The 17996-nt window shown below is 73.9% G+C and carries 13 protein-coding genes; 9 read left to right on the forward strand and 4 right to left on the reverse strand.

Going from position 1 to position 17996, the window contains the following annotated elements:
* Positions 1–4 precede the first annotated feature (4 nt).
* Genes FF100_RS06065 through FF100_RS06075 form a run of 3 tightly spaced genes read left to right on the forward strand, consistent with a single transcriptional unit; the run spans position 5 to position 3739 of the window.
* Positions 5–964: an ABC transporter permease gene (locus FF100_RS06065; protein WP_060846339.1), complete on the forward strand. Its 960-nt coding sequence runs from the start codon at positions 5–7 to the stop codon at positions 962–964.
* The gene (locus FF100_RS06070; RefSeq protein WP_139034661.1) at positions 930–1859 is read left to right on the forward strand and encodes an ABC transporter permease; all 930 of its coding nucleotides are present in this window, start codon (positions 930–932) and stop codon (positions 1857–1859) included. The genes FF100_RS06065 and FF100_RS06070 overlap by 35 nt, the downstream gene beginning before the upstream one ends.
* A gap of 11 nt (positions 1860–1870) precedes the next feature.
* Entirely contained in the window at positions 1871–3739 is a 1869-nt protein-coding gene (locus FF100_RS06075) for an ABC transporter ATP-binding protein (RefSeq protein ID WP_139034662.1), read from the forward strand.
* A gap of 221 nt (positions 3740–3960) precedes the next feature.
* On the opposite strand, the gene FF100_RS06080 is transcribed toward FF100_RS06075, so the two are convergent.
* From FF100_RS06080 to FF100_RS06090, 3 genes are all read right to left on the reverse strand, one after another.
* Entirely contained in the window at positions 3961–5430 is a 1470-nt protein-coding gene (locus FF100_RS06080; protein WP_139034663.1) for a heme biosynthesis protein HemY, read from the reverse strand.
* A gap of 146 nt (positions 5431–5576) precedes the next feature.
* Entirely contained in the window at positions 5577–8123 is a 2547-nt protein-coding gene (locus tag FF100_RS06085; protein WP_246101937.1) for a COG4223 family protein, read from the reverse strand.
* Between the two features lie 121 nt (positions 8124–8244).
* The gene (locus FF100_RS06090) at positions 8245–9000 is read right to left on the reverse strand and encodes a uroporphyrinogen-III synthase (RefSeq protein ID WP_171070081.1); all 756 of its coding nucleotides are present in this window, start codon (positions 8998–9000) and stop codon (positions 8245–8247) included.
* A 208-nt stretch (positions 9001–9208) separates the two neighbouring features.
* Here FF100_RS06090 and tsaD point away from each other — a divergent pair, with 208 nt between their 5' ends.
* The 6 genes from tsaD to FF100_RS36930 all read left to right on the forward strand — a co-directional run bounded on the left by tsaD (position 9209) and on the right by FF100_RS36930 (position 16006).
* Positions 9209–10279 carry a tRNA (adenosine(37)-N6)-threonylcarbamoyltransferase complex transferase subunit TsaD gene (tsaD, locus tag FF100_RS06095; RefSeq protein ID WP_139034664.1) on the forward strand — a complete coding sequence of 357 codons (1071 nt, stop codon included), beginning with the start codon at positions 9209–9211 and terminating at the stop codon, positions 10277–10279.
* Positions 10276–11175, forward strand: coding sequence for a GNAT family N-acetyltransferase (locus tag FF100_RS06100; protein WP_139034665.1), 900 nt, complete (start codon positions 10276–10278; stop codon positions 11173–11175). The genes tsaD and FF100_RS06100 overlap by 4 nt, the downstream gene beginning before the upstream one ends.
* Positions 11172–12167 carry an NAD(P)H-dependent glycerol-3-phosphate dehydrogenase gene (locus tag FF100_RS06105; RefSeq protein WP_139034666.1) on the forward strand — a complete coding sequence of 332 codons (996 nt, stop codon included), beginning with the start codon at positions 11172–11174 and terminating at the stop codon, positions 12165–12167. Before FF100_RS06100 ends, FF100_RS06105 begins: the two co-directional genes overlap by 4 nt.
* Positions 12168–12459: 292 nt before the next feature.
* Positions 12460–13932 (forward strand): outer membrane protein, encoded by a 1473-nt coding sequence (locus FF100_RS36920; protein ID WP_171070064.1) that lies wholly within the window; start codon positions 12460–12462, stop codon positions 13930–13932.
* A 585-nt stretch (positions 13933–14517) separates the two neighbouring features.
* Positions 14518–15039: a PE family protein gene (locus tag FF100_RS38305; RefSeq protein ID WP_171070046.1), complete on the forward strand. Its 522-nt coding sequence runs from the start codon at positions 14518–14520 to the stop codon at positions 15037–15039.
* Positions 15040–15340: 301 nt separating this feature from the next.
* Positions 15341–16006 (forward strand): translational initiation factor, encoded by a 666-nt coding sequence (locus tag FF100_RS36930; RefSeq protein ID WP_171070065.1) that lies wholly within the window; start codon positions 15341–15343, stop codon positions 16004–16006.
* Between the two features lie 81 nt (positions 16007–16087).
* Here FF100_RS36930 and FF100_RS06120 read toward each other — a convergent pair whose 3' ends face one another.
* The gene (locus FF100_RS06120; protein ID WP_139034669.1) at positions 16088–17764 is read right to left on the reverse strand and encodes a formate--tetrahydrofolate ligase; all 1677 of its coding nucleotides are present in this window, start codon (positions 17762–17764) and stop codon (positions 16088–16090) included.
* Positions 17765–17996: the final 232 nt, after the last annotated feature.

The raw sequence follows: 17996 nt of genomic DNA on the forward strand, positions 1-17996 counted from the left end.
CCCGATGGGAGCCTATCTCCTCCGCCGCCTGCTGATCGCGATCCCGAGCTTGCTCGGGATCAGCCTCATCCTGTTCACCGTGCTCGCGCTCGCCCCCGGCGATCCGTTCGGCGAGCTTGCCACCAACCCCAACGTGCCGCCGGAGGTGCGCGAGGCGCTGCGGCTGAAATTCGGCCTCGATGACCCGATCCTGGTGCGCTACCTGCACTGGCTGACGGCGATGCTCCAGGGCGACTGGGGCTTCTCCTTCGCCAGCCGGGTCGACGTCGACGATCTGATCCTGCAGCGCCTGCCGACCACCCTGTTCGTGGTCGGCTCGTCGCAGGTGCTGGCGCTGCTCATCGCCGTGCCGGTCGGCATCCTGGCGGCGATCCGGCCCTACTCGGTCTTCGACCAGGTGGCCAACACCCTAGCCTTCATCGGCTTCTCGCTGCCGACATTCTTCACCGGCCTCCTGTTCATCCTGCTGTTCAGCCTGACCCTCGACTGGCTGCCCTTCGTCTACCAGGCCGATATCTCGGCGACGGGCTGGCGCTGGGCCTGGGAGCATGTGCGGCAGGCGATCATGCCGGTCTGCGTGCTCGGCTTCTTCCAGGCCGCGTCCTATACCCGCTACGTCCGCGCCTCGGTGCTCGACGTGGCGCGCCTCGACTACGTCACCACCGCCCGGGCCAAGGGCCTGTCGGACGGCACCGTCACGGTCCGCCACATCGCCCGCAACGCGCTGATCCCGGTCGTGACGCTGGTGGCGCTGCAGATCCCGGCGGTGTTCGGCGGGGCCATCGTCACCGAGCAGATCTTCCGGATTCCCGGGATCGGCTCGCTCCTCATCAACGCGATGCTCGCCAACGACACGCCCGTGGTGATGGCCGTCACCTTCGTGTTCGCCTGCCTCGTCGTCCTGTTCAATCTCGTTGCGGACCTCCTCTATGGCTGGCTCGACCCTCGCATCTCCTACCGCTGAGGCGGCCCCGGCCCCCGCCCCGGCGGCCTCGGGGCGGGATACCTGGCGGCGCTTCCGCCGCCACCGTCTCGCGGTCGTCAGCGTCGGGGTGCTGGGCTTCCTGGTGCTGGCGGTCCTCGTCGGCGGCTGGGTCTGGCCGGTGGCGATCGACGAGATCGACTTCGCGGCGACGCTCCAGGGCCCGTCCTGGGCCCATCCGCTCGGCACCGACGATCTCGGCCAGGACCTGCTCGCCCGGATGATCTATGGCGGGCGCATCTCGCTGGCCGTCGGCTTCGCCGCCATGGTGGTGGCGACCTTCGTCGGCGTGGTGGTCGGCGCGCTGGCCGGCATGTCGCGGCGCTTCCTCGACCCGTTCCTGATGTGGCTGACCGACCTGTTCCTGTCGCTGCCGCAACTCCCGCTCCTGCTCCTCATCATCTACCTGTTCCGCGACCAGCTGAAGCAGCTCTTCGGCGTCGAGGGCGGCGTGTTCGTGATGATCGTCGCGGTGATCGGGGGCCTGCGCTGGATGCCGGTGGCGCGGCTGGTGCGGGCGCAGTTCCTGTCGTTGCGCGAGAAGGAGTTCGTCGAGGCGGCGCGCTCGCAGGGCGCGACCGCCTGGCACCTCGTCACCCGCCATATCCTGCCGAACGCGATCGGGCCGGTGATCGTCGCGGCGACGATCGAGGTCTCCTCCGCGATCATCGCCGAATCGACCTTGTCGTTCCTCGGCTTGGGCTTCCCGCCCGACATCCCGACCTGGGGCCGGCTGCTCTACGACGCCAAGGACCACCTCGACGTGGCGCCGCACTGGGCCTTGTTCCCGGGCGCGGCGATCTTCCTGACCGTCCTGTCGATCAACTTCATCGGCGACGGCCTGCGCGACGCCCTCGACCCGCGGCGCGTGCTGTGAGGATGACACCCATGGAAACCCCGGTCAGCCCCACCCCGATCCTCTCGGTCCAGGATCTCACCGTCGCGTTCCGCTCCGAGCAGGCCTGGCGCCCGGTGGTGCACGGCGTCTCGTTCGACATCGGCCCGAAGGAGACCGTCGCCCTCGTCGGCGAATCCGGCTCCGGCAAGAGCGTCACGGCGATGTCGATCATGCGGCTGACTCCGCGCGACGCGACCCGGACCGGCGGCCGCGTGCTGCTGGAAGGCCGCGACCTGCTGCGCCTGCCCGATGCCGAGATGCGGCGCATCCGCGGCGACGACGTCGCGATGATCTTCCAGGAGCCGATGACGAGCCTCAACCCGGTGCTCACCGTCGGCTTCCAGATCGGCGAGGCGCTGCGGCTACACCGTGGACTCTCGCACAAGGAGGCCGAGGCCGAGACCGTCCGACTGTTCGACAAGGTCCGGATCCCGGCCGCGGCCTCGCGGGTGCACGAATATCCGCACCGCTTCTCCGGCGGCATGCGCCAGCGGGTGATGATCGCGATGGCGCTGGCCTGCCGGCCGAAGCTCCTCATCGCCGACGAGCCGACAACGGCCCTCGACGTCACGATCCAGGCCCAGATCCTCGACCTGATCAAGCTCCTCCAGGAGGAGGAGGGCATGTCGGTCCTCTTCATCACCCACGACATGGGGGTGGTGGCCGAGATCGCCGACCGCACCGTGGTGATGGTCGACGGCCGCGCCGTCGAGGCCGGGGCGACCGAGCAGATCTTCCGCCGCCCGGTCCATCCCTACAGCCGCGCCCTGCTCGCCGCCGTGCCGCGCCTCGGTGCGATGCAGGGCAAGACCCGGCCGGCCCGCTTCGAGATCGTCGACCGCGCCACCGGCGAGCCCGAGACAGCTCCGCCCCTCCCCGACACCGTGCGGGAGGGCGAGCGGCCGGTGCTGGAGGTGAAGGGGCTCACCACCCGGTTCGATATCCGCGGCGGGTTGCTGTCGCGGGTCCGCGGCAGGGTCCACGCGGTCGAGAACGTGTCCTTCGCGGTGCGGGCGGGCGAGACCCTGGCCCTCGTCGGCGAATCGGGCTGCGGCAAATCCACCACCGGCCGGTCGGTCCTGCGGCTGATCGAACCCGTCGCCGGCTCCGTGCTCCTCGACGGCGAGGACGTGCTCGGGCTGTCGCCGGCCGACCTGCGGGCCCGGCGCCGGCGGATGCAGATGATCTTCCAGGATCCCTTCGCCAGCCTCGACCCGCGGATGAGCGTCGGTAGTGCCATCGCCGAGCCGCTGCTGATCAACCGCCTGTGCTCGCGCTCCGAGGCCCGCGCCCGCGCCGCCGACCTGCTGCGCCGGGTCGGCCTCAAGCCCGAGATGGCCGGCCGCTTCCCGCACGAATTCTCCGGCGGCCAGCGCCAGCGCATCTGCATCGCCCGGACGCTCGCCCTCGAGCCCCGGCTGATCGTCGCCGACGAATCGGTCTCCGCCCTCGACGTCTCGGTGAAGGCGCAGGTGGTGAACCTGATGCTCGACCTGCAGGCGTCGCTGGGTCTCGCCTACCTGTTCATCTCGCACGACATGGCGGTGGTGGAGCGGGTGAGCCACCGCGTCGCCGTCATGTATCTCGGCGAGATCGTCGAGATCGGTCCCCGCGCGGCGATCTTCGGTGCGCCGCAGCACCCCTATACCAAGAAGCTGATCGCCGCCGTCCCGGTCCCCGATCCCGGCCGTCGGCGTCAGCTTCACGCCGTGCGCAGCGACGAGATCAAGAGCCCGATCCGCCCGGTCGATTACGCGCCGCCGGAGCGGCTGTACCGGGAGGTCTCGCCCGGTCACGTCGTGCAGGTCTGGGGGCCGGAATGGGAGGCGCCGGCGGGGGCCGTGGCGGCGGTGGCGTGAGGGCCTGATCGGTCGCGCAACGACCCCGACATCCTCAGGATCATCCCGGGGCTCGCCGCAGGCGAGAGCCCGGGATCCATGACCGCCGACGCCGCGGACCAAGGCGGACAATATTCCGCTTCATCTCGCATCGTGAGCGGTCATGGATCCCGGGTTCCGCGGCGCGGCCCCGGGACGACATCGAGGGGGTCAGCGCGGTCGGGGGATACCGGCCGCAGCCTTCACCGCCCCGGCCCGACCACCTCGGGCACCTTCACGGGTACCGGCACCACGCCCGGGCCCGCCGGCCCCGAGGCCAGGGTCCCGATCGTCGTCACGCCATTGCCGGCTTTCGTGGCCGGCTCGCCGCCATTGAGCGCGCTCGCCGCCGGCTCGGCGTCGTGTGCGGTTCCGTGGGCACGGCCGAGCAGGTCCGGCGGCGTCTGCCAGACGAAGGCGTCGAGGCGGCCGCTGACCGGGGAGATCGGCGCCCAGCGGTCGGTGACGAGGCCGTCGGCGCACCAGGCCGGATCGCGCGGCGCGCGCATCGCCCGGGCCTGCCACTCGCGGGCCTTGCCGGACGCCGCGCCGTGCTCGGCCTCCTCGATCTCGGCCATCAGGTCGTAGGCCCGCACGGTCGGGCTGTCGGCGAGCAGCGGCGCCAGCACGTCGCGGGCGCGGCCGAACTCGCGGGCGTCCAAAGCCGCGCGGGCGATGGCGAAGCGCGCCTCCGGGTGCCAGGACGAGATCCGGGCCAGGGTCTCGGCGCGGGCGAGGCGATCGCGGCTCGAATCGCCCGTGCGCAGGTCGAGATAGACCCGGGCGAGATCCGGATGCGGGTTGATGCGCCACGCGGCCTCGACCACCCGGGCGCCGCGCTTGAGATCGCTGCGGCGGGCGAAGAGGCGCCCGGCCAAGGCCGCTGCCGGCACCAGGTCGGGGGCGATCTTCACCGCCTCGCGGGCCTGGGCGAGCGCACGCTCCGGATCGCCGGCCTCGAGGTCCTGGGCGCTGGCGGTCAGCAGCACCGCGCGCTGGCGGCGCATCGCCGCCTTGTCGGACAGGCCGAGGCTCGCGCGGCGCGACACGGTGTCGAGGGCGCCGGCCCAGTCGCGGTCGGCGCACTGGCCTTCCATCACCGCCTCGTTGGCCCAGGTTACGCTCGGGGCGAGGCGGGCGGCCTCCAGGGCGTAGGCCCGGGCCGAGGTCTCGTCGTCCTGGCGGCGCGCCTCGACGAACAGGCCGCGCAGGCCGAGCACCCGGGTCTCGGGATCGTCGACCATGCGGCGGAAGGCGCGCTCGGCCCCGGCGCGGTCGCCGGAGATCTGGGCCGCCTGGGCCGTCAGCAGCAGGGCGAGCGGCTCGGCGCCGAGCAGGCGCTCGGCCTCGCCGGCCAGCCGGCGCGCCGCAATCGGGTCACCGGAGCCGACCGCCACCATGCCGCGCGACAGCGCGTTGTAGCCCCGCTCCTGGCGCCGGCGCCGGCTCGACAGGCTCAGCCGTTCGGGCAGGTTGATGACGCCGCGGGCGAAGGCCCAGATGAAGCCGAGCACCACGGCGAGAACCATCACGCCGACGAGCGCCGCCGCGAGGCTGGTCGCCAGCTCGTAGCCGCCCCAGGTCACGGTGACCACGCCGGGCCGGTCGGCGAGCCAGACCGCCCCGTAGGCGGCGAGGGCGAGGAGAGCCACGAAGGCGAGTGCGCGCCACATCTTTCCATCAACTCCAGAAAGCCGCGCTGCCGCCGAGGGCGCGCGAGGGGGCGTCATCAGAGCCCCGAGAGATCATCGCGGCCGCCGTGGCGGCCGCACCGGGAACGGAAGCGACGCGGCCGCGAGGGCGGCCGCGCCTCGAGGGGTCAGCGGGTCGCCGGGCCCTGGAGGGCCGCGAAGGACGCGGCGAGCCGCGCCCGGGCGGCGTCGCCGGCGGCCGCGCGGGCCTTCAGGCGCTGGCCGAAATCGCCGGCTTCCTTGCGGGCCTGCTCCGGCAGGGCATCGAAGGCCTGGGCGGCCTCGCCCACCGCGCCGCGGGCGAGCGCGTCCTGGATCTTCGCCACCCCGGCCTCGGTCGGATCGGCGCCGGCGCTCTGGGCCGGGGCCGCGCCCTCGGATCCGACCTTGCGCACCGAGACGATCGACTCGGCCATGCTGGTCAGCCGGTCGGTGATGCTGCCGCGCTCCGCCACCGCCCGCTGCCTGGCGGCCAACGCCGCGGCGTTGAGCTTGGCGGCGACGGGCTGGAAGCTCTGGGCCAGGGCGGCGGCGGTCGGCGCACCGGCCTGGGCGAAGGGCTCCAGCGGCGCCAGCGCCGCGGCCTGGCCGGGATCGAGCTGCTTCAAGGTGGCGAGCGCATCGGCATAGGGCGCGCCGGAGGCGAGCGCGCTGGCGATCCGGTCGGAGGCCACCACCCGGAGCGCCGCCTGGACGCTGCTCGCCTCGGCCCGGCCCTCCACCGCCTTGGCGAGGTCGGCGAGGCGCTGGTCGACGGTCTTGGTGCGGGAATCGGCGGCTTGCTGGAGCTGGTCGAAGCGCTGGTCCGCCGCCTTGGCCCTCGTGTCGAGGGCCTGGCGCAGCTCGTCGAGGCGCTGGCCGAGCGCCTTGTCGGCCTGTTCCTCCGCGGCCGCCCGGGTGCCGAGATCGGCCTGGAGCGCCTTCAGCCCCTTGTCGAGCCCGTCGAGCCGGCCGCGCAGGTCGGCCCCGTCGCTGCGGCCCTGGAGCGCGGTCACCGCCTGGGCGAGGCCGTCGACCCGCTGGCGCAGGCCGGCATCCCCCCCGGTCCGGCCCTGGAGATCCGCGATCTGCTTCTCGATGCCCTGGAGGCGGGCCGGGTCGATGCCGGCGCTCGGGGCCTGGACGGGGGCTTGGCTGGGCGTCTGGGCCGGGGCCTGCGCCGCGGGCGCCGGCTGGCCGGTTCCTGCGGTCGGCGCGGCCTCGGCCTTGCGCAGGGCCTCGTCGGCGCGCTGGCTCGCCGCCTTGGCGGCGGCCTCGGCGGCCCGCACCGCGTCGGGCAGCGGGCGCAGGGTCGATTCGACCGAGGCGACGCGCCGGTCGAGGGCCTGGACGCTGTCGCGCGGCGCGAATTCGGCCAGGCGCTGGTCGAGCGGCACGGTGCCGGCGGCCTCGCCTTGGGGCGCGGCGGGCTTCGGCAGGTTGATGCCGTAGGCCGGGCCATAGGTGGTCGCGCCGTAGAGCAGGCCCGCCCCGACCACGCCGCCGAGCAGCGAGGCGGCCAGCAGCGAGCCGAAGCCGGCGCCGGACCGGGCCTGCGGCGCCGCGGCGGCCGGAACCGTCCCGGTGCTCCGCACAGGGTCCGGCTTCGGCGCATCCTTCGCGGCCCCCGTCCCGGCCGCCGCGCCCGTCGCTTGCGGGCCGGTCGCTTGTGGCCCGGTTTTGGGCACCATCGACGGCTTGGCGCCGGCGGCGCCCGTCATCGCCGGGTTCGGGCCCGAGTCCGCCGAGGCGGCGCCCGAGGTCGCGCCGGTGCCGGCCGCAGGCGATTTGGTGTCGAGCGGCTTGGTGTCGAGCGGCTTGCCGCCCGGGGGTGTCGTGCCTGGAGTCGCTGCGCCCGGACTGGCTGCGCCCGGGGTCGTTGCGCCCGGGGTCGCTGCGCCCGGGGTCTTGGCGGCCTCCGACGGCTTGGGGCCGGGAACCGCGGTCACCGGCGCGCCGGGCTTGGTCTCCGCGGGCTTGGTCTCGCCGACCTTGAGCGGGCCGCTGCCAGGGCCCGTGACCCCCGCGGCGGTCGCGGGCTTGGGAGTCCCGGTCGAGGACGTCGCCGGGGATGCGGTCGTGGAAGGGGAAGTGACGGAAGACGGCGTGCCCGGCTTGGCCTCTCCCGGCTTCGTCTCGCCGGGCTTCGCGTCGCCGACCTTGAGCGGGCCGCTGCCAGGACCCGTGACCCCCGCGGCGGTCGCGGGTTTCGCCACGCCCGCCGGCGTCGCGGCGGAGGCGGCGGCCGCGGCACCCGTCACGGCGACCGGCGCGCCGGGCTTGATCTCGGCGGGCTTCGTCTCGCCCGGCTTGGCCATCGTGCCCGCCGGCGCGCCGGCGGACGACGTCGTGCCGGTGGCGCCGAGCGGCTTCGGCCCCGGGCCGGTCGCACCAGGCTTCGCGACCTCGGCCGGCTTCACCTCGGCGGCCTTCACCGGCTCGCCGGGTCTCACGGCCGCTGCGACGGGCGAGGCGGGCTTCGTGGCGTCCGGCTTCGGCGCGTCCTTGCCCGGGTCGGTCTTCACCGGGTCGGTCTTGGCCTGATCGGTCTTGGCTTGATCGGCCGTCGCTGGTTCGGCCTTGGGCGTCTCGGCGACGCGCGTCGCCTTCAGGTCGATGATCGGCCCATCCCCGCTGCCGCCGCGCCCGCCGGGACGGTTGCGCGAATCCTTCTGGTCCTTGTCGGATGGGGTCACGGCCGGAGATCCTCACCTCGTGAGCCGGGCCGGGAGGCCGCCGGAAGGCGGCCCATCGGCGCGGCGGGAGCGCGACCGCTGGGCAGGATCCCGCCCGGGCCACGCGCTGGTTCATCGTCCCTTAGCATCGCTCCCGGCCCGGGCGAAGGGCCGGCGACGCCTCTGCGTCACTGTCCGGAAGAAAGGGCGCGAGACCGGCGAGGAGGGTGTCCTCGTCCGGTCGCGCCGCGACCACATGGGACGGAATGCCGGCCGCGACCAGGGGTGCGGCCACGTCCGCCGACAGGCAATGATGCGCCACGCGTCGAAACGCCTCCTCGCATCCCGCCGCCCGGGCCAGGCCCAGCGCGGTCGCGGCGCTGCGGCGGGAATAGTGCAGGGCCGCGTCGAGGGCGTCGTCCGCGAGCGCCGCCGCCACCGGCTCCGGCAGTTCCGGCAAGGCGCGGGCCGCGTATGCGACCCACACCGTCAGCCGGTAGCCGCGGGCCCCGAGCGTCGCGGCCGGCTCGTCCTTGCGCTCGCGCCCGGCGGCGTGGACGAGACGCGCGCCCCGCGGCAGGCCTGCGCCGATCAGGTCTGCCAGCGCCCGGGCGTCGCCTCCGGCCTCCTGCACGCCGCGAAGTCCCGCCTCCCGCGCGGTGGCGGCGGTGCGGGCCCCGACGCAATAGGCCGGCAGGGCGACGAGCGGCGTGCCGGCCAGGGCCGGGATCGCGCTCGCGCTCGTCAAGACCAAGGCGTCGAACGGGCCTTCCGGCGGCGGCGCGCCGCTCGGGGCGAGATCGAGGACCGGGGCGAGGAGCGGATGATGACCGAGCCCCGCGACCCGCTCGGCCGTGCGTGCGCCGGCCGGCAGGGGCCTGGCGATCCACACGTGCAAGGCCGTCCCGCCCTCCATCCCCCGCGTCACGCGCTCGTCCCTTTCCCTCTGGCCTTCATGCCACCACTCGCTCGGCCAGCCCCTTACTTCGCCAGCCCCCACTTGCTTCGCCAACCCCCACTTGGCCGGCCCCGCGCCGGCGGGTTATCTGGGGCACCATACCGGCCGCCGCGCGGCGTGCCAGCCCCCTCGCGAGATCACCCCCCTCATGAACGTCCTCGGGATCGAGACCACCTGCGACGAGACCGCGGCCGCGATCGTGGCGGTGGGCGAGGAGGGGCGCGGCGAGATCCGCTCCAACGAGGTGCTGAGCCAGATCGCCGAGCACGCCGCCTATGGCGGGGTGGTGCCGGAGATCGCGGCCCGCGCCCATGTCGAGGTGCTCGACCGGCTGGTCGCCCGGGCCCTCGACCACGCCTCGCTGCGCCTCGCCGATCTCGACGGCATCGCGGTCGCAGCCGGGCCGGGGCTGATCGGCGGCGTCCTGGTCGGGCTCGTCACCGGCAAGACCCTGGCGCTGGTGTCGCGAAAGCCTCTGATCGCGGTCAACCACCTCGAGGCCCACGCCCTCACCGCCCGGCTCACCGACGGCCTCGCCTTCCCCTACCTGCTGCTGCTCGCTTCCGGCGGCCACACCCAGCTCGTCGCCGTGAAGGGCGTCGGCGAGTACGTGCGCCTCGGCGGCACCATCGACGACGCCATCGGCGAGGCCTTCGACAAGGTCGCGAAGCTGCTCGGCCTCGCCTATCCCGGCGGGCCGGAGGTCGAGCGTGCCGCCGAGAGCGGCAATCCGGAGCGCTTCGCCCTGCCGCGGCCGATGCTCGGCCGGCGCGAGCCCAATTTCTCCCTCTCGGGCCTCAAGACGGCGTTGCGGATCGAGGCCGAGCGGATCGCACCCCTGACCAACCAGGACGTCGCCGACCTCTGCGCCAGCTTCCAGGCGGCGGTCGTCGACGTGGTGGTCGACCGGGTCCGGGTGGCCCTGCGCGATTTCGGTCCCGTCGCCGGCCATCCGACCGCCCTGGTGGTGGCCGGCGGCGTCGCGGCGAACGGCGCCCTGCGCCGGGCCCTGTCCCGGCAGGCGGGCGAGGCCGGCCTGCCGCTCGTCGCCCCGCCCCTGCCGCTCTGCGGCGACAACGGCGCGATGATCGCCTGGGCCGGCATCGAGCGGCTGCGGCTCGGTCTCACCGACGACATCACCGCGCCGGCCCGTCCTCGCTGGCCCTTCGCCCAGGCCAAGGATGACGCCAAGGACCAGACCACGATCCCCGCCGCATGACCCCCGGGGAGATCGCGGCGCAGCAGCGCCGCTGGCGGACGCTGGTCGACGAACGCCTGCCCGAGGAAGCGGGACGGCATCCGGACTGGCCGGTCTCGCAGAACCACTGCTTCGCCCGCATCCTGCTCGACAATGCCTGCGGCGGACCGTGGCGCGAGAGCGTGGCGCCGCCGGCCTGGGCCAACATGCCGCCCGAGCGCCTGGCCCTCGCGGTGAGCCTCGGCGAGGCGGTGCTGGCCGGCCGCCAGGATCTCGCGGTGCTCAACCACCGCTCGCTCCTGTGGCGGCGCAAGCGCCCGGTGCCGCCGCCGCCCAACAGCCTGCCGGGCGACGGCTTCGCCTTGCGGCGCTGGCGCCTCTCCGACGACGCGCCCTTCGCCGCCCTCTGCGCCGACCCGGAGGTGATGCGGTACTTCGCCAGCACCAAGACCGCCCGCGAGAGCCAGGCCGAGGCCCGGGCGCTGGACCGGCGCTTCGCGGAGGACGGGTTCGGCCCCTGGGCCGTCGAGGCGCCGGAGGGGTTCTGCGGCTTCGTCGGCTGCTGGCGCCCGGCCCGGCCGCTGCCCCTCGGCGAGCTGGCCGGGCCTGGGACGGGCCTCGACGCGAACGGCCTCGTCGAGATCGGCTGGCGCCTCGCCCGCTCCGCCTGGGGACGGGGTTTTGCCGTGCGCGGCGCCCGCCTCGCCCTCTCCGACGCCTTCGCCCGCTGCGCCCTGCCCGAGATCGTGGCCTACACGGCCGAGGTGAACGGCCCCTCGCGCCGGGTGATGGAACGCCTCGGCATGCGCGAGGCCGGCGGGTTCGAGCATCCGGCCCTGCCCGAGGGGCATTCCCTGCGGCGGCACCGGCTGTACCGGCTCGCGGCGGCGGATTTCATGGCGGGAGATGCGGTATGACCACCATCGGCCCGATCGCGGTCCTGGGCGGCGGGGCCTGGGGCACGGCGCTCGCGAACGCCGCCGCGACGGCGGCACCGCGGCCCGTCGTGCTGTGGACGCGCGACGCCGTCGCCGCCGCCGCCATGGCCCGCTCGCGCGAGAATGCCCGCCACCTCCCCGGGGTGCCGTTGCATCCGGGCGTCCGGCCGACCGCCGACGCGGCCGATCTCGCCGTGGCCGAGGCGGTGCTGGTGGTCACGCCGGCACAGACGCTCCGCAGCGTGCTGACGGCGCTCCGCCCCCGGCTCGGGCTCGGAGCGGCGCTGATCCTGTGCGCCAAGGGCATCGAGCGCGGCACGGACGCGTTCCTGACCGACGTGGCGGCGCAGGCCGCGCCCGGCGCGCCGATCGCGGTTCTCTCCGGCCCGAGCTTCGCGGCGGACGTCGCCCGCGGGCTGCCCACCGCCGTGACCCTGGCGAGCCGTGACGGCGACCTGGCGGCGCGCCTCGCCGCCGCCCTGTCGGGGCCGACCTTCCGGGTCTATCACGGCAGCGACCCGCGCGGGGTCGAGATCGGCGGGGCGGCCAAGAACGTGCTCGCCATCGCCTGCGGGGCGGCGATCGGCCGGGGCCTCGGCGAAAGCGCCCGGGCGGCCCTGGTGGCCCGCAGCTTCGCCGAACTGATGCGCTTCGCCCGCGCCTGGGACGCGTGCCCCGAGACCCTGATGGGCCTGTCCGGCCTCGGCGACCTCGTGCTCACCGCCGCCTCGGCCCAGTCGCGCAACTTCGCCTTCGGCGAGCGCCTCGGGCAGGGCGTCAGCCTCGCGGAGGCCTCCGGCGGCAAGCTGGCGGAAGGAGCCCTCACCGCGCCAGGGCTGGTGGCGCTGGCCCGCCGGCGCGGGGTCGAGATGCCGGTCGCCGAGGCGGTGGCCGGGCTCGTCTCCGGCGCCCTCCACCTCGACGAGGCCATTGCCGGCCTGCTCAGCCGGCCGCTGCGGGCCGAGATCTGATACCGCCGTGCCTTCGAACGGATCGGTTCGAAGGCGCAGGGCGAGCCCGAACGGGCGTCGGCGCCGACGCGTCGGACGCGGTGGTATCGAGGTGTCGATGCCACGGCGCGAGGGTATGACGCGGTCCGGCGCGGCCCGGGCCTCGTCGAGACTCCTGTCGGGTATCGTTACGCAAATGCCGCGCCGGCGCCGAATGTCGGCGCGTTAATCAATTTTCGACTGTCACGCAGCGAGTTTGCGATTAGTCTTCTCGCTGTCTTCGACAGTCTATCGCGCCGGTTCGATCCCCTCGATGATTCGCCTTCCCGCCTGTGCCGTGGGCATCCTCGGCATGCTCGCCGCCGAACCCGTCCGGGCGGCCGACCTCCCGGCACCGGTCGCCGTTGCGCCCGCCGCCCTGCCCGTCCCCCAGGATTGGTCGGGCTTCACCATCGGCAGCCATTTCGGCGGCGTGGCCGCGGGGCGCGGCGCCCGCGGCCTCGTCGGCAGCGATGGCGGCAGCGTGGTACCGACGCTGTTCGGCGGCCGGGGCGGCCGCACCGGCATCGTACCCGGACGCATCGAGGGCCGCACCGTCTTCCAGGGGCTCCATGCCGGCTATAACGGCCAGTGGGGCGCCGCGGTGGCTGGCCTCGAAGCCGACGTCGCGAGCCTCGGGCCCCTCGACGACGTGCTCGGCAGCGTCCGCGGCCGCCTCGGTCTCGCCACCGACCGGGTCCTCGTCTACGGCACCGCCGGCCTGGCGCTGCGTTCGGTTCGCCCGCTGGTGCTCGGCACCTTCCTGGGCGGCGATGGCGGCGCTGGCGGCAATGGCGGCCCGGGTGGCTCGGGTGGTGCCGGCGGCAACGGGTTCGGGACCCTGACCGTGGCCCGTGGCGGCACCGACGGCGTCGGCGTGGTCGGCGGAGGCGGCGTCGAGGTCAAGCTGACGCCGCAGCTCAGTACCGGCCTCGAGGCCTTGTACTACAGCTTCGACGGGCCGCGCCTCGCCGGCGTGCCACGCGATTTCCTCACCCTGCGCGGCCGCCTGACCATCCATCCCGGGGCGGCCCTCGCCGCTACGGGGCCCGCCGGCTGGTCCGGCGCCTATCTCGGCGGCCATCTCGGGGCGCTGCACGTCCTGTCGAACGGCAGCTTCGGCACCACGGCCCTCGCGAACGGCGAGGCCGGCGGCGCCGGCACCCGGGGCATCGACGGCGGCGGGGGCGGTGGCGGGGCCGTCGCCTTCGCGGGCGCGGCGCGCAGCCCAGCGATCCTCGGCGGCCTCCATCTCGGCTACAACTGGCAGAAGGCCGCCCTGGTCTACGGCGCCGAGGGCGATGTCTCGTTTCCCGACGCGGCCAGCCATCGCGCCCTCGGCTCGATCCGCGGCCGTCTCGGCTGGAGCGCCGGCCCGGTCCTGCTCTACGGCACCGCCGGCGTCGCCTTTGCCCGCGACGAGGGCGTGCGCGTCGTCTTCGCGGGCCAGGGCGGGACCGGTGGCGACGGCGGCACGGGCCTCGCCGGGCCGGGCGGCGCGGGGGGCGCCGGCGGAGCCGCCCTGGCCGTCCGCAACCGGGCGACGGAGGTCGGGTTCGTGCTCGGCGGCGGGCTCGAGACGCGGTTGAGCGACAGGATCAGTGCCGGGGCCGAGGCGCTCTACTACGGCCTGCCCGACAGCGGCCTCGCTCCGGTGCCAGGCGGTTCGGGCCGCCTGGTTGTCGCGGGCCGCGGCAACGACGCCCTGGTGCTGCGCACCCGGCTCACGGTGAGCTTCCAGCCCTGACGGGCGGATCCGGTCACTCCGGCCTCCATCTGACCAAGCCGGCGAGGCCTGGGTGCTCGTGCGCCTGGGCCTTCTCGTCGTGAGATCGGGACACGCGGTGCGCTTGGCGGTCCCGGTGGACGGGCGACTGACGTAGACTTGCTGTCGCTCATGGTCGTCCCGTGTTGTTCCCAATTCTTCCGAGAACAACGCGACGCATCGAGGATCTTCCCCGCTCCAGCCATGTCAGGTCCGGCGACGCGGGTCGACAATGACTTCATTCCTAGAGCGTCGGATGTCGGCTGGCCGTCCGTCTCAGTCTTTGTAAGACCATAATCACGAAGATGTCTTGATATCCGACCTGAACGAAGAACGTGGCAAATATTTTCGAGTCGTTCAGTGTTCATCCAGTGTTAATCGTTCGAAAAAAATCGGTACGATCGATCGTATCCTTCGAATTGATGATGAATTTGGGCGTGCTGCGGTTTCTATAGTGTGCCGCGCCTGTATTGGCGTTGCGGCGCTCCGGATCGACGGGTTCAGCGGCCCCGACCCCATCCCACACGACAAGGCCGGCACCTGAGCGTGCCGATGCAGGAGGGTGTCATGCTCAAGACGATGATGGCGATCGTGTCGGCCGTCGCCCTGGTGGCGGCTTCGGTCCCGGCTTCCGCCCAGGCGGTCGGTGGCAGAGGCGGCGCGGGCGGCGGCGGATATTACGACGGCTATGGCGGTGCCGGCGGCGGCGGCGGCAGTGCCAATCGGGGCGGGCGAGGCGGAGACGGTGGCAGGGGCGGCAGCGGCTATTACGGCGGTGGCGGCGGTGGCGGCGGCTGGGGCGGCAGCGGTACCCGGGGCGGCCGGGGCGGCCGGGGCGGTGGCGGCGGCAGCGGCTATTACGGCGGCGCGGGCGGCGGCGGCGGCGGCGGCGGCTCGGGCGCCTATGGCGGCATCGGAGGCGGCGGCGGCCGGGGCGGCATGGGATCCTATGGCGGCCAGGGCGGCCAGGGCGGCGGCGGCGGCGCGGCCTCTGGATACGGCAACAAGGGCGGTCGGGGCGGCGCGGGCGGCAACGGCAGCCATGGCGGCGTCGGCGGCGCAGGCGGCCAGGGCGGCAACGTCTACTGATCCGGGTCGATCGTGCGGGATGATCGTGACGATGTCGGACCCGCCTGCCGATGCAAGGCTGATGCGCGATCCGCAACGCGAACGCGATCGCGGAGCAATCGCCAAGCCCTCGGCCGGATGTCGCGAATGCCATCGCTCGGGTGTCGCAGGAGTATTCGCGACGTTCCGGTCTCCGCTTCGCCGGACCATGCTCCAGACTCCGCGGCTCCGGTCGCCGCACCGCGGAGGAAACCGTCGTCCGGACCCCACGGTCCGGGCGGCGCGCGGCCGGCGGCCCGAACCCGGATGTGAGTCGGATCCGATGAAGACCTCTTTCCTCTTGCTGACCGCGGGCGGCGTGGCCGTGGCCGGCACCCTCGCAATGGCCGGTCCGCGGCCGGCGGCTCCGGATGCCGGCACGGCCATGCAGCGGACCGGATCGGGCGATGGGGCCGGATGGCCCGGAGCCCCCGGCGGCCGTGCCGGCGCGCCGGGCCGGGTCGGAGGCTGGAGCGCCGCCGGCGGCCGGTCCGGGCCCAAGGGTCTGCGGTCCTACTGCGCCGGATTGCTCGATACCGATCGGTCGCGCCCGCGTACCGGCGGATTCCGGCCCTCCGACTGCGTCGGCCTGTTCGCCGCGATGGCACGGCCGAACCTGCCCGGCGACGAGGATGACGTGCCGGAACCCGGTTCCGCGCTGTCCCGCGCCTGCGCGACCCTGCTGAAGCCGGGCGCCAGGCCGCTGGCCGGTGAGCCCGAGGCGTGCAGCGACTACGTGGCGAGCCTTGATACGGATGCGCCGCGCCGCGAGGCAGGCGGTGCCGGATCAGGCGGGCGGGCACCGGATGGGCCGAGCATCGCCGGCGGCATCGGGGGCCGTGGCGGTCGCGCCGGGGCCGGGCCCGGAGGCGGCGCGGGCGGCGCGGGGGGCGCCGGAGTGGGCGGCGGCCTCGGCGGAGCCGGCGGGCCCGGCGGCGCGGCAAGGTGAGGCTGAGCCGCGCCGATCGCGTCCGGGGGACGACCTCTCGTGAACACCGCCCCCGGTCGGATCCGACCGGGGGCGGAAAGCTCAGAACAGCCCCTCGATCCGTCCCTCGGCGTCGAGGTGGATGCCCTCCGCCGCCGGCACCTTCGGCAGGCCCGGCATGGTCATGATCTCCCCGCAGATCGCCACCACGAAGCCGGCGCCGGCCGAGAGGCGCACGTCGCGCACCGCGACCACGTGGCCGCTCGGCGCCCCCATCAGGCTCGGATCGGTCGAGAACGAGTACTGGGTCTTGGCCATGCAGACCGGCAGGTGGCCGTGGCCGCCCTTCTCGAACGCCGCGAGCTTCGCCGCCGCCTTCGATTCCACCTGGATGTCGGCGGCGCCGTAGAGCGTCTGCGCGACGGTGCGGATCTTGTCCTCCAGCGGCATCCCGTCCGGGTACACGAAGCGCGGCGGCACGGCCGGGCCGGCATCGGCGTGGGTCGTGACCGCGTGGGCCAGCGCTTCCGCTCCGGCGCCGCCCTCGGCCCAGTGCCGGCAGGTGATCGCCTCGACGTCGAGCCGGTCGCGGCACAAGGCCTTCAGCGCCGCGTGCTCGGCATCCGTGTCGGCGTGGAAGTGGTTGACCGCCACCACGACCGGAGCGCCGAAGCGGCGCACGTTCTCCACGTGGCGGGCGAGGTTGGCGAAACCCCGCTCCAGGGCCGCGACGTTCTCGCTGCCGAGATCGCTCTTGGCGACGCCGCCATGCATCTTGAGGGCGCGCACGGTGGCGACGATCACCACCGCCGAGGGGCTCAAGCCCGCCTGCCGGCACTTGATGTCGAAGAACTTCTCGGCCCCGAGATCGGCGCCGAAGCCGGCCTCCGTCACCACGTAGTCGCCGAGCCGCAGGCCGGCCCGGGTCGCGATCACCGAGTTGCAGCCATGGGCGATGTTGGCGAAGGGGCCGCCATGGATCAGCGCCGGGCTGCCCTCCAGGGTCTGGACGAGGTTGGGCTGCAGCGCGTCCTTGAGCAGCACCGTCATGGCGCCGGTGGCCTTGAGGTCGGCGAGGGTCACCGGCTCGCGGTCGCGGCTCTCCGCCACCACGATCCGGCCGAGCCGCGCCTCGAGGTCGGCGAGGTCGCGGGCGAGGCAGAACACCGCCATCACCTCCGAGGCGACCGTGATGTCGAACCCGTCCTCGCGCGGATAGCCGTTGGCGACGCCGCCGAGGCTCTGGGTGATGGTGCGCAGGGCCCGGTCGTTCATGTCGAGGACGCGCCGGAACGCGACCCGGCGCAGGTCGATGCCGAGGCTGTTGCCCCAGTAGAGGTGGTTGTCGATCAGGGCGGCGGCCAGGCTGTGGGCCGAGGTGATGGCGTGGAAATCGCCGGTGAAGTGGAGGTTGATCGCCTCCATCGGCACCACCTGGGCCTTGCCGCCGCCGGCGGCCCCGCCCTTCATGCCGAAGCAGGGGCCGAGCGACGGCTCGCGCAGGCAGATCACCGTCTTGCGGCCGATGCGGTTGAGCGCGTCGCCGAGGCCCACCGTGGTGGTGGTCTTGCCCTCGCCGGCCGGGGTCGGGCTGATCGCCGTCACCAGGATCAGCTTGCCCTCCGGCTGCGCCTCGAGACCCTGGATATGGCCATGGTCGATCTTGGCGATGTGGCGCCCGTACGGGTGCAGGGCGTCGTCGGGAATGCCCAAGCGCTGCGCAATCGCGGTGATCGGCTGCAGGGTGGCCGCGCGGGCGATCTCGATATCGGTCGGCATGGGTTCCCGATCGTTGGTTCTAGGGCCGGAGGGGGCGGCCTGGCGTGGAAGGATTTTACGCCGAGGCCGGCTTTGTCGAACAGATCAAATCGCTTGAGCAGGAAGCTCAGAAAAATTGAAGGCCCCTTAGGCGGGTTGCGAACAGGATCGGCCGTGCGGCCCGGCCTCGCCACGCCATCCTGCCCCGCCCGTTAGGCATGTCGGCAGATCGTCCCCTTCCCGCACGGAAACG

Origin of the sequence: Methylobacterium terricola (assembly GCF_006151805.1) — a bacterium.
In the GTDB taxonomy this organism is placed as follows: domain Bacteria; phylum Pseudomonadota; class Alphaproteobacteria; order Rhizobiales; family Beijerinckiaceae; genus Methylobacterium; species Methylobacterium terricola.

Coding starts and splice junctions, on each gene's coding strand:
- FF100_RS36930 (WP_171070065.1), top strand. CDS start 15,341: ATGAAGACCTCTTTCCTCTTGCTGACCGCGGGCGGCGTGGCCGTGGCC.
- FF100_RS06075 (WP_139034662.1), top strand. CDS start 1,871: ATGGAAACCCCGGTCAGCCCCACCCCGATCCTCTCGGTCCAGGATCTC.
- FF100_RS06080 (WP_139034663.1), bottom strand. CDS start 5,430: ATGTGGCGCGCACTCGCCTTCGTGGCTCTCCTCGCCCTCGCCGCCTAC.
- FF100_RS06065 (WP_060846339.1), top strand. CDS start 5: ATGGGAGCCTATCTCCTCCGCCGCCTGCTGATCGCGATCCCGAGCTTG.
- FF100_RS38305 (WP_171070046.1), top strand. CDS start 14,518: ATGCTCAAGACGATGATGGCGATCGTGTCGGCCGTCGCCCTGGTGGCG.
- FF100_RS06100 (WP_139034665.1), top strand. CDS start 10,276: ATGACCCCCGGGGAGATCGCGGCGCAGCAGCGCCGCTGGCGGACGCTG.
- FF100_RS36920 (WP_171070064.1), top strand. CDS start 12,460: ATGATTCGCCTTCCCGCCTGTGCCGTGGGCATCCTCGGCATGCTCGCC.
- FF100_RS06070 (WP_139034661.1), top strand. CDS start 930: ATGGCTGGCTCGACCCTCGCATCTCCTACCGCTGAGGCGGCCCCGGCC.
- FF100_RS06105 (WP_139034666.1), top strand. CDS start 11,172: ATGACCACCATCGGCCCGATCGCGGTCCTGGGCGGCGGGGCCTGGGGC.
- FF100_RS06120 (WP_139034669.1), bottom strand. CDS start 17,764: ATGCCGACCGATATCGAGATCGCCCGCGCGGCCACCCTGCAGCCGATC.
- tsaD (WP_139034664.1), top strand. CDS start 9,209: ATGAACGTCCTCGGGATCGAGACCACCTGCGACGAGACCGCGGCCGCG.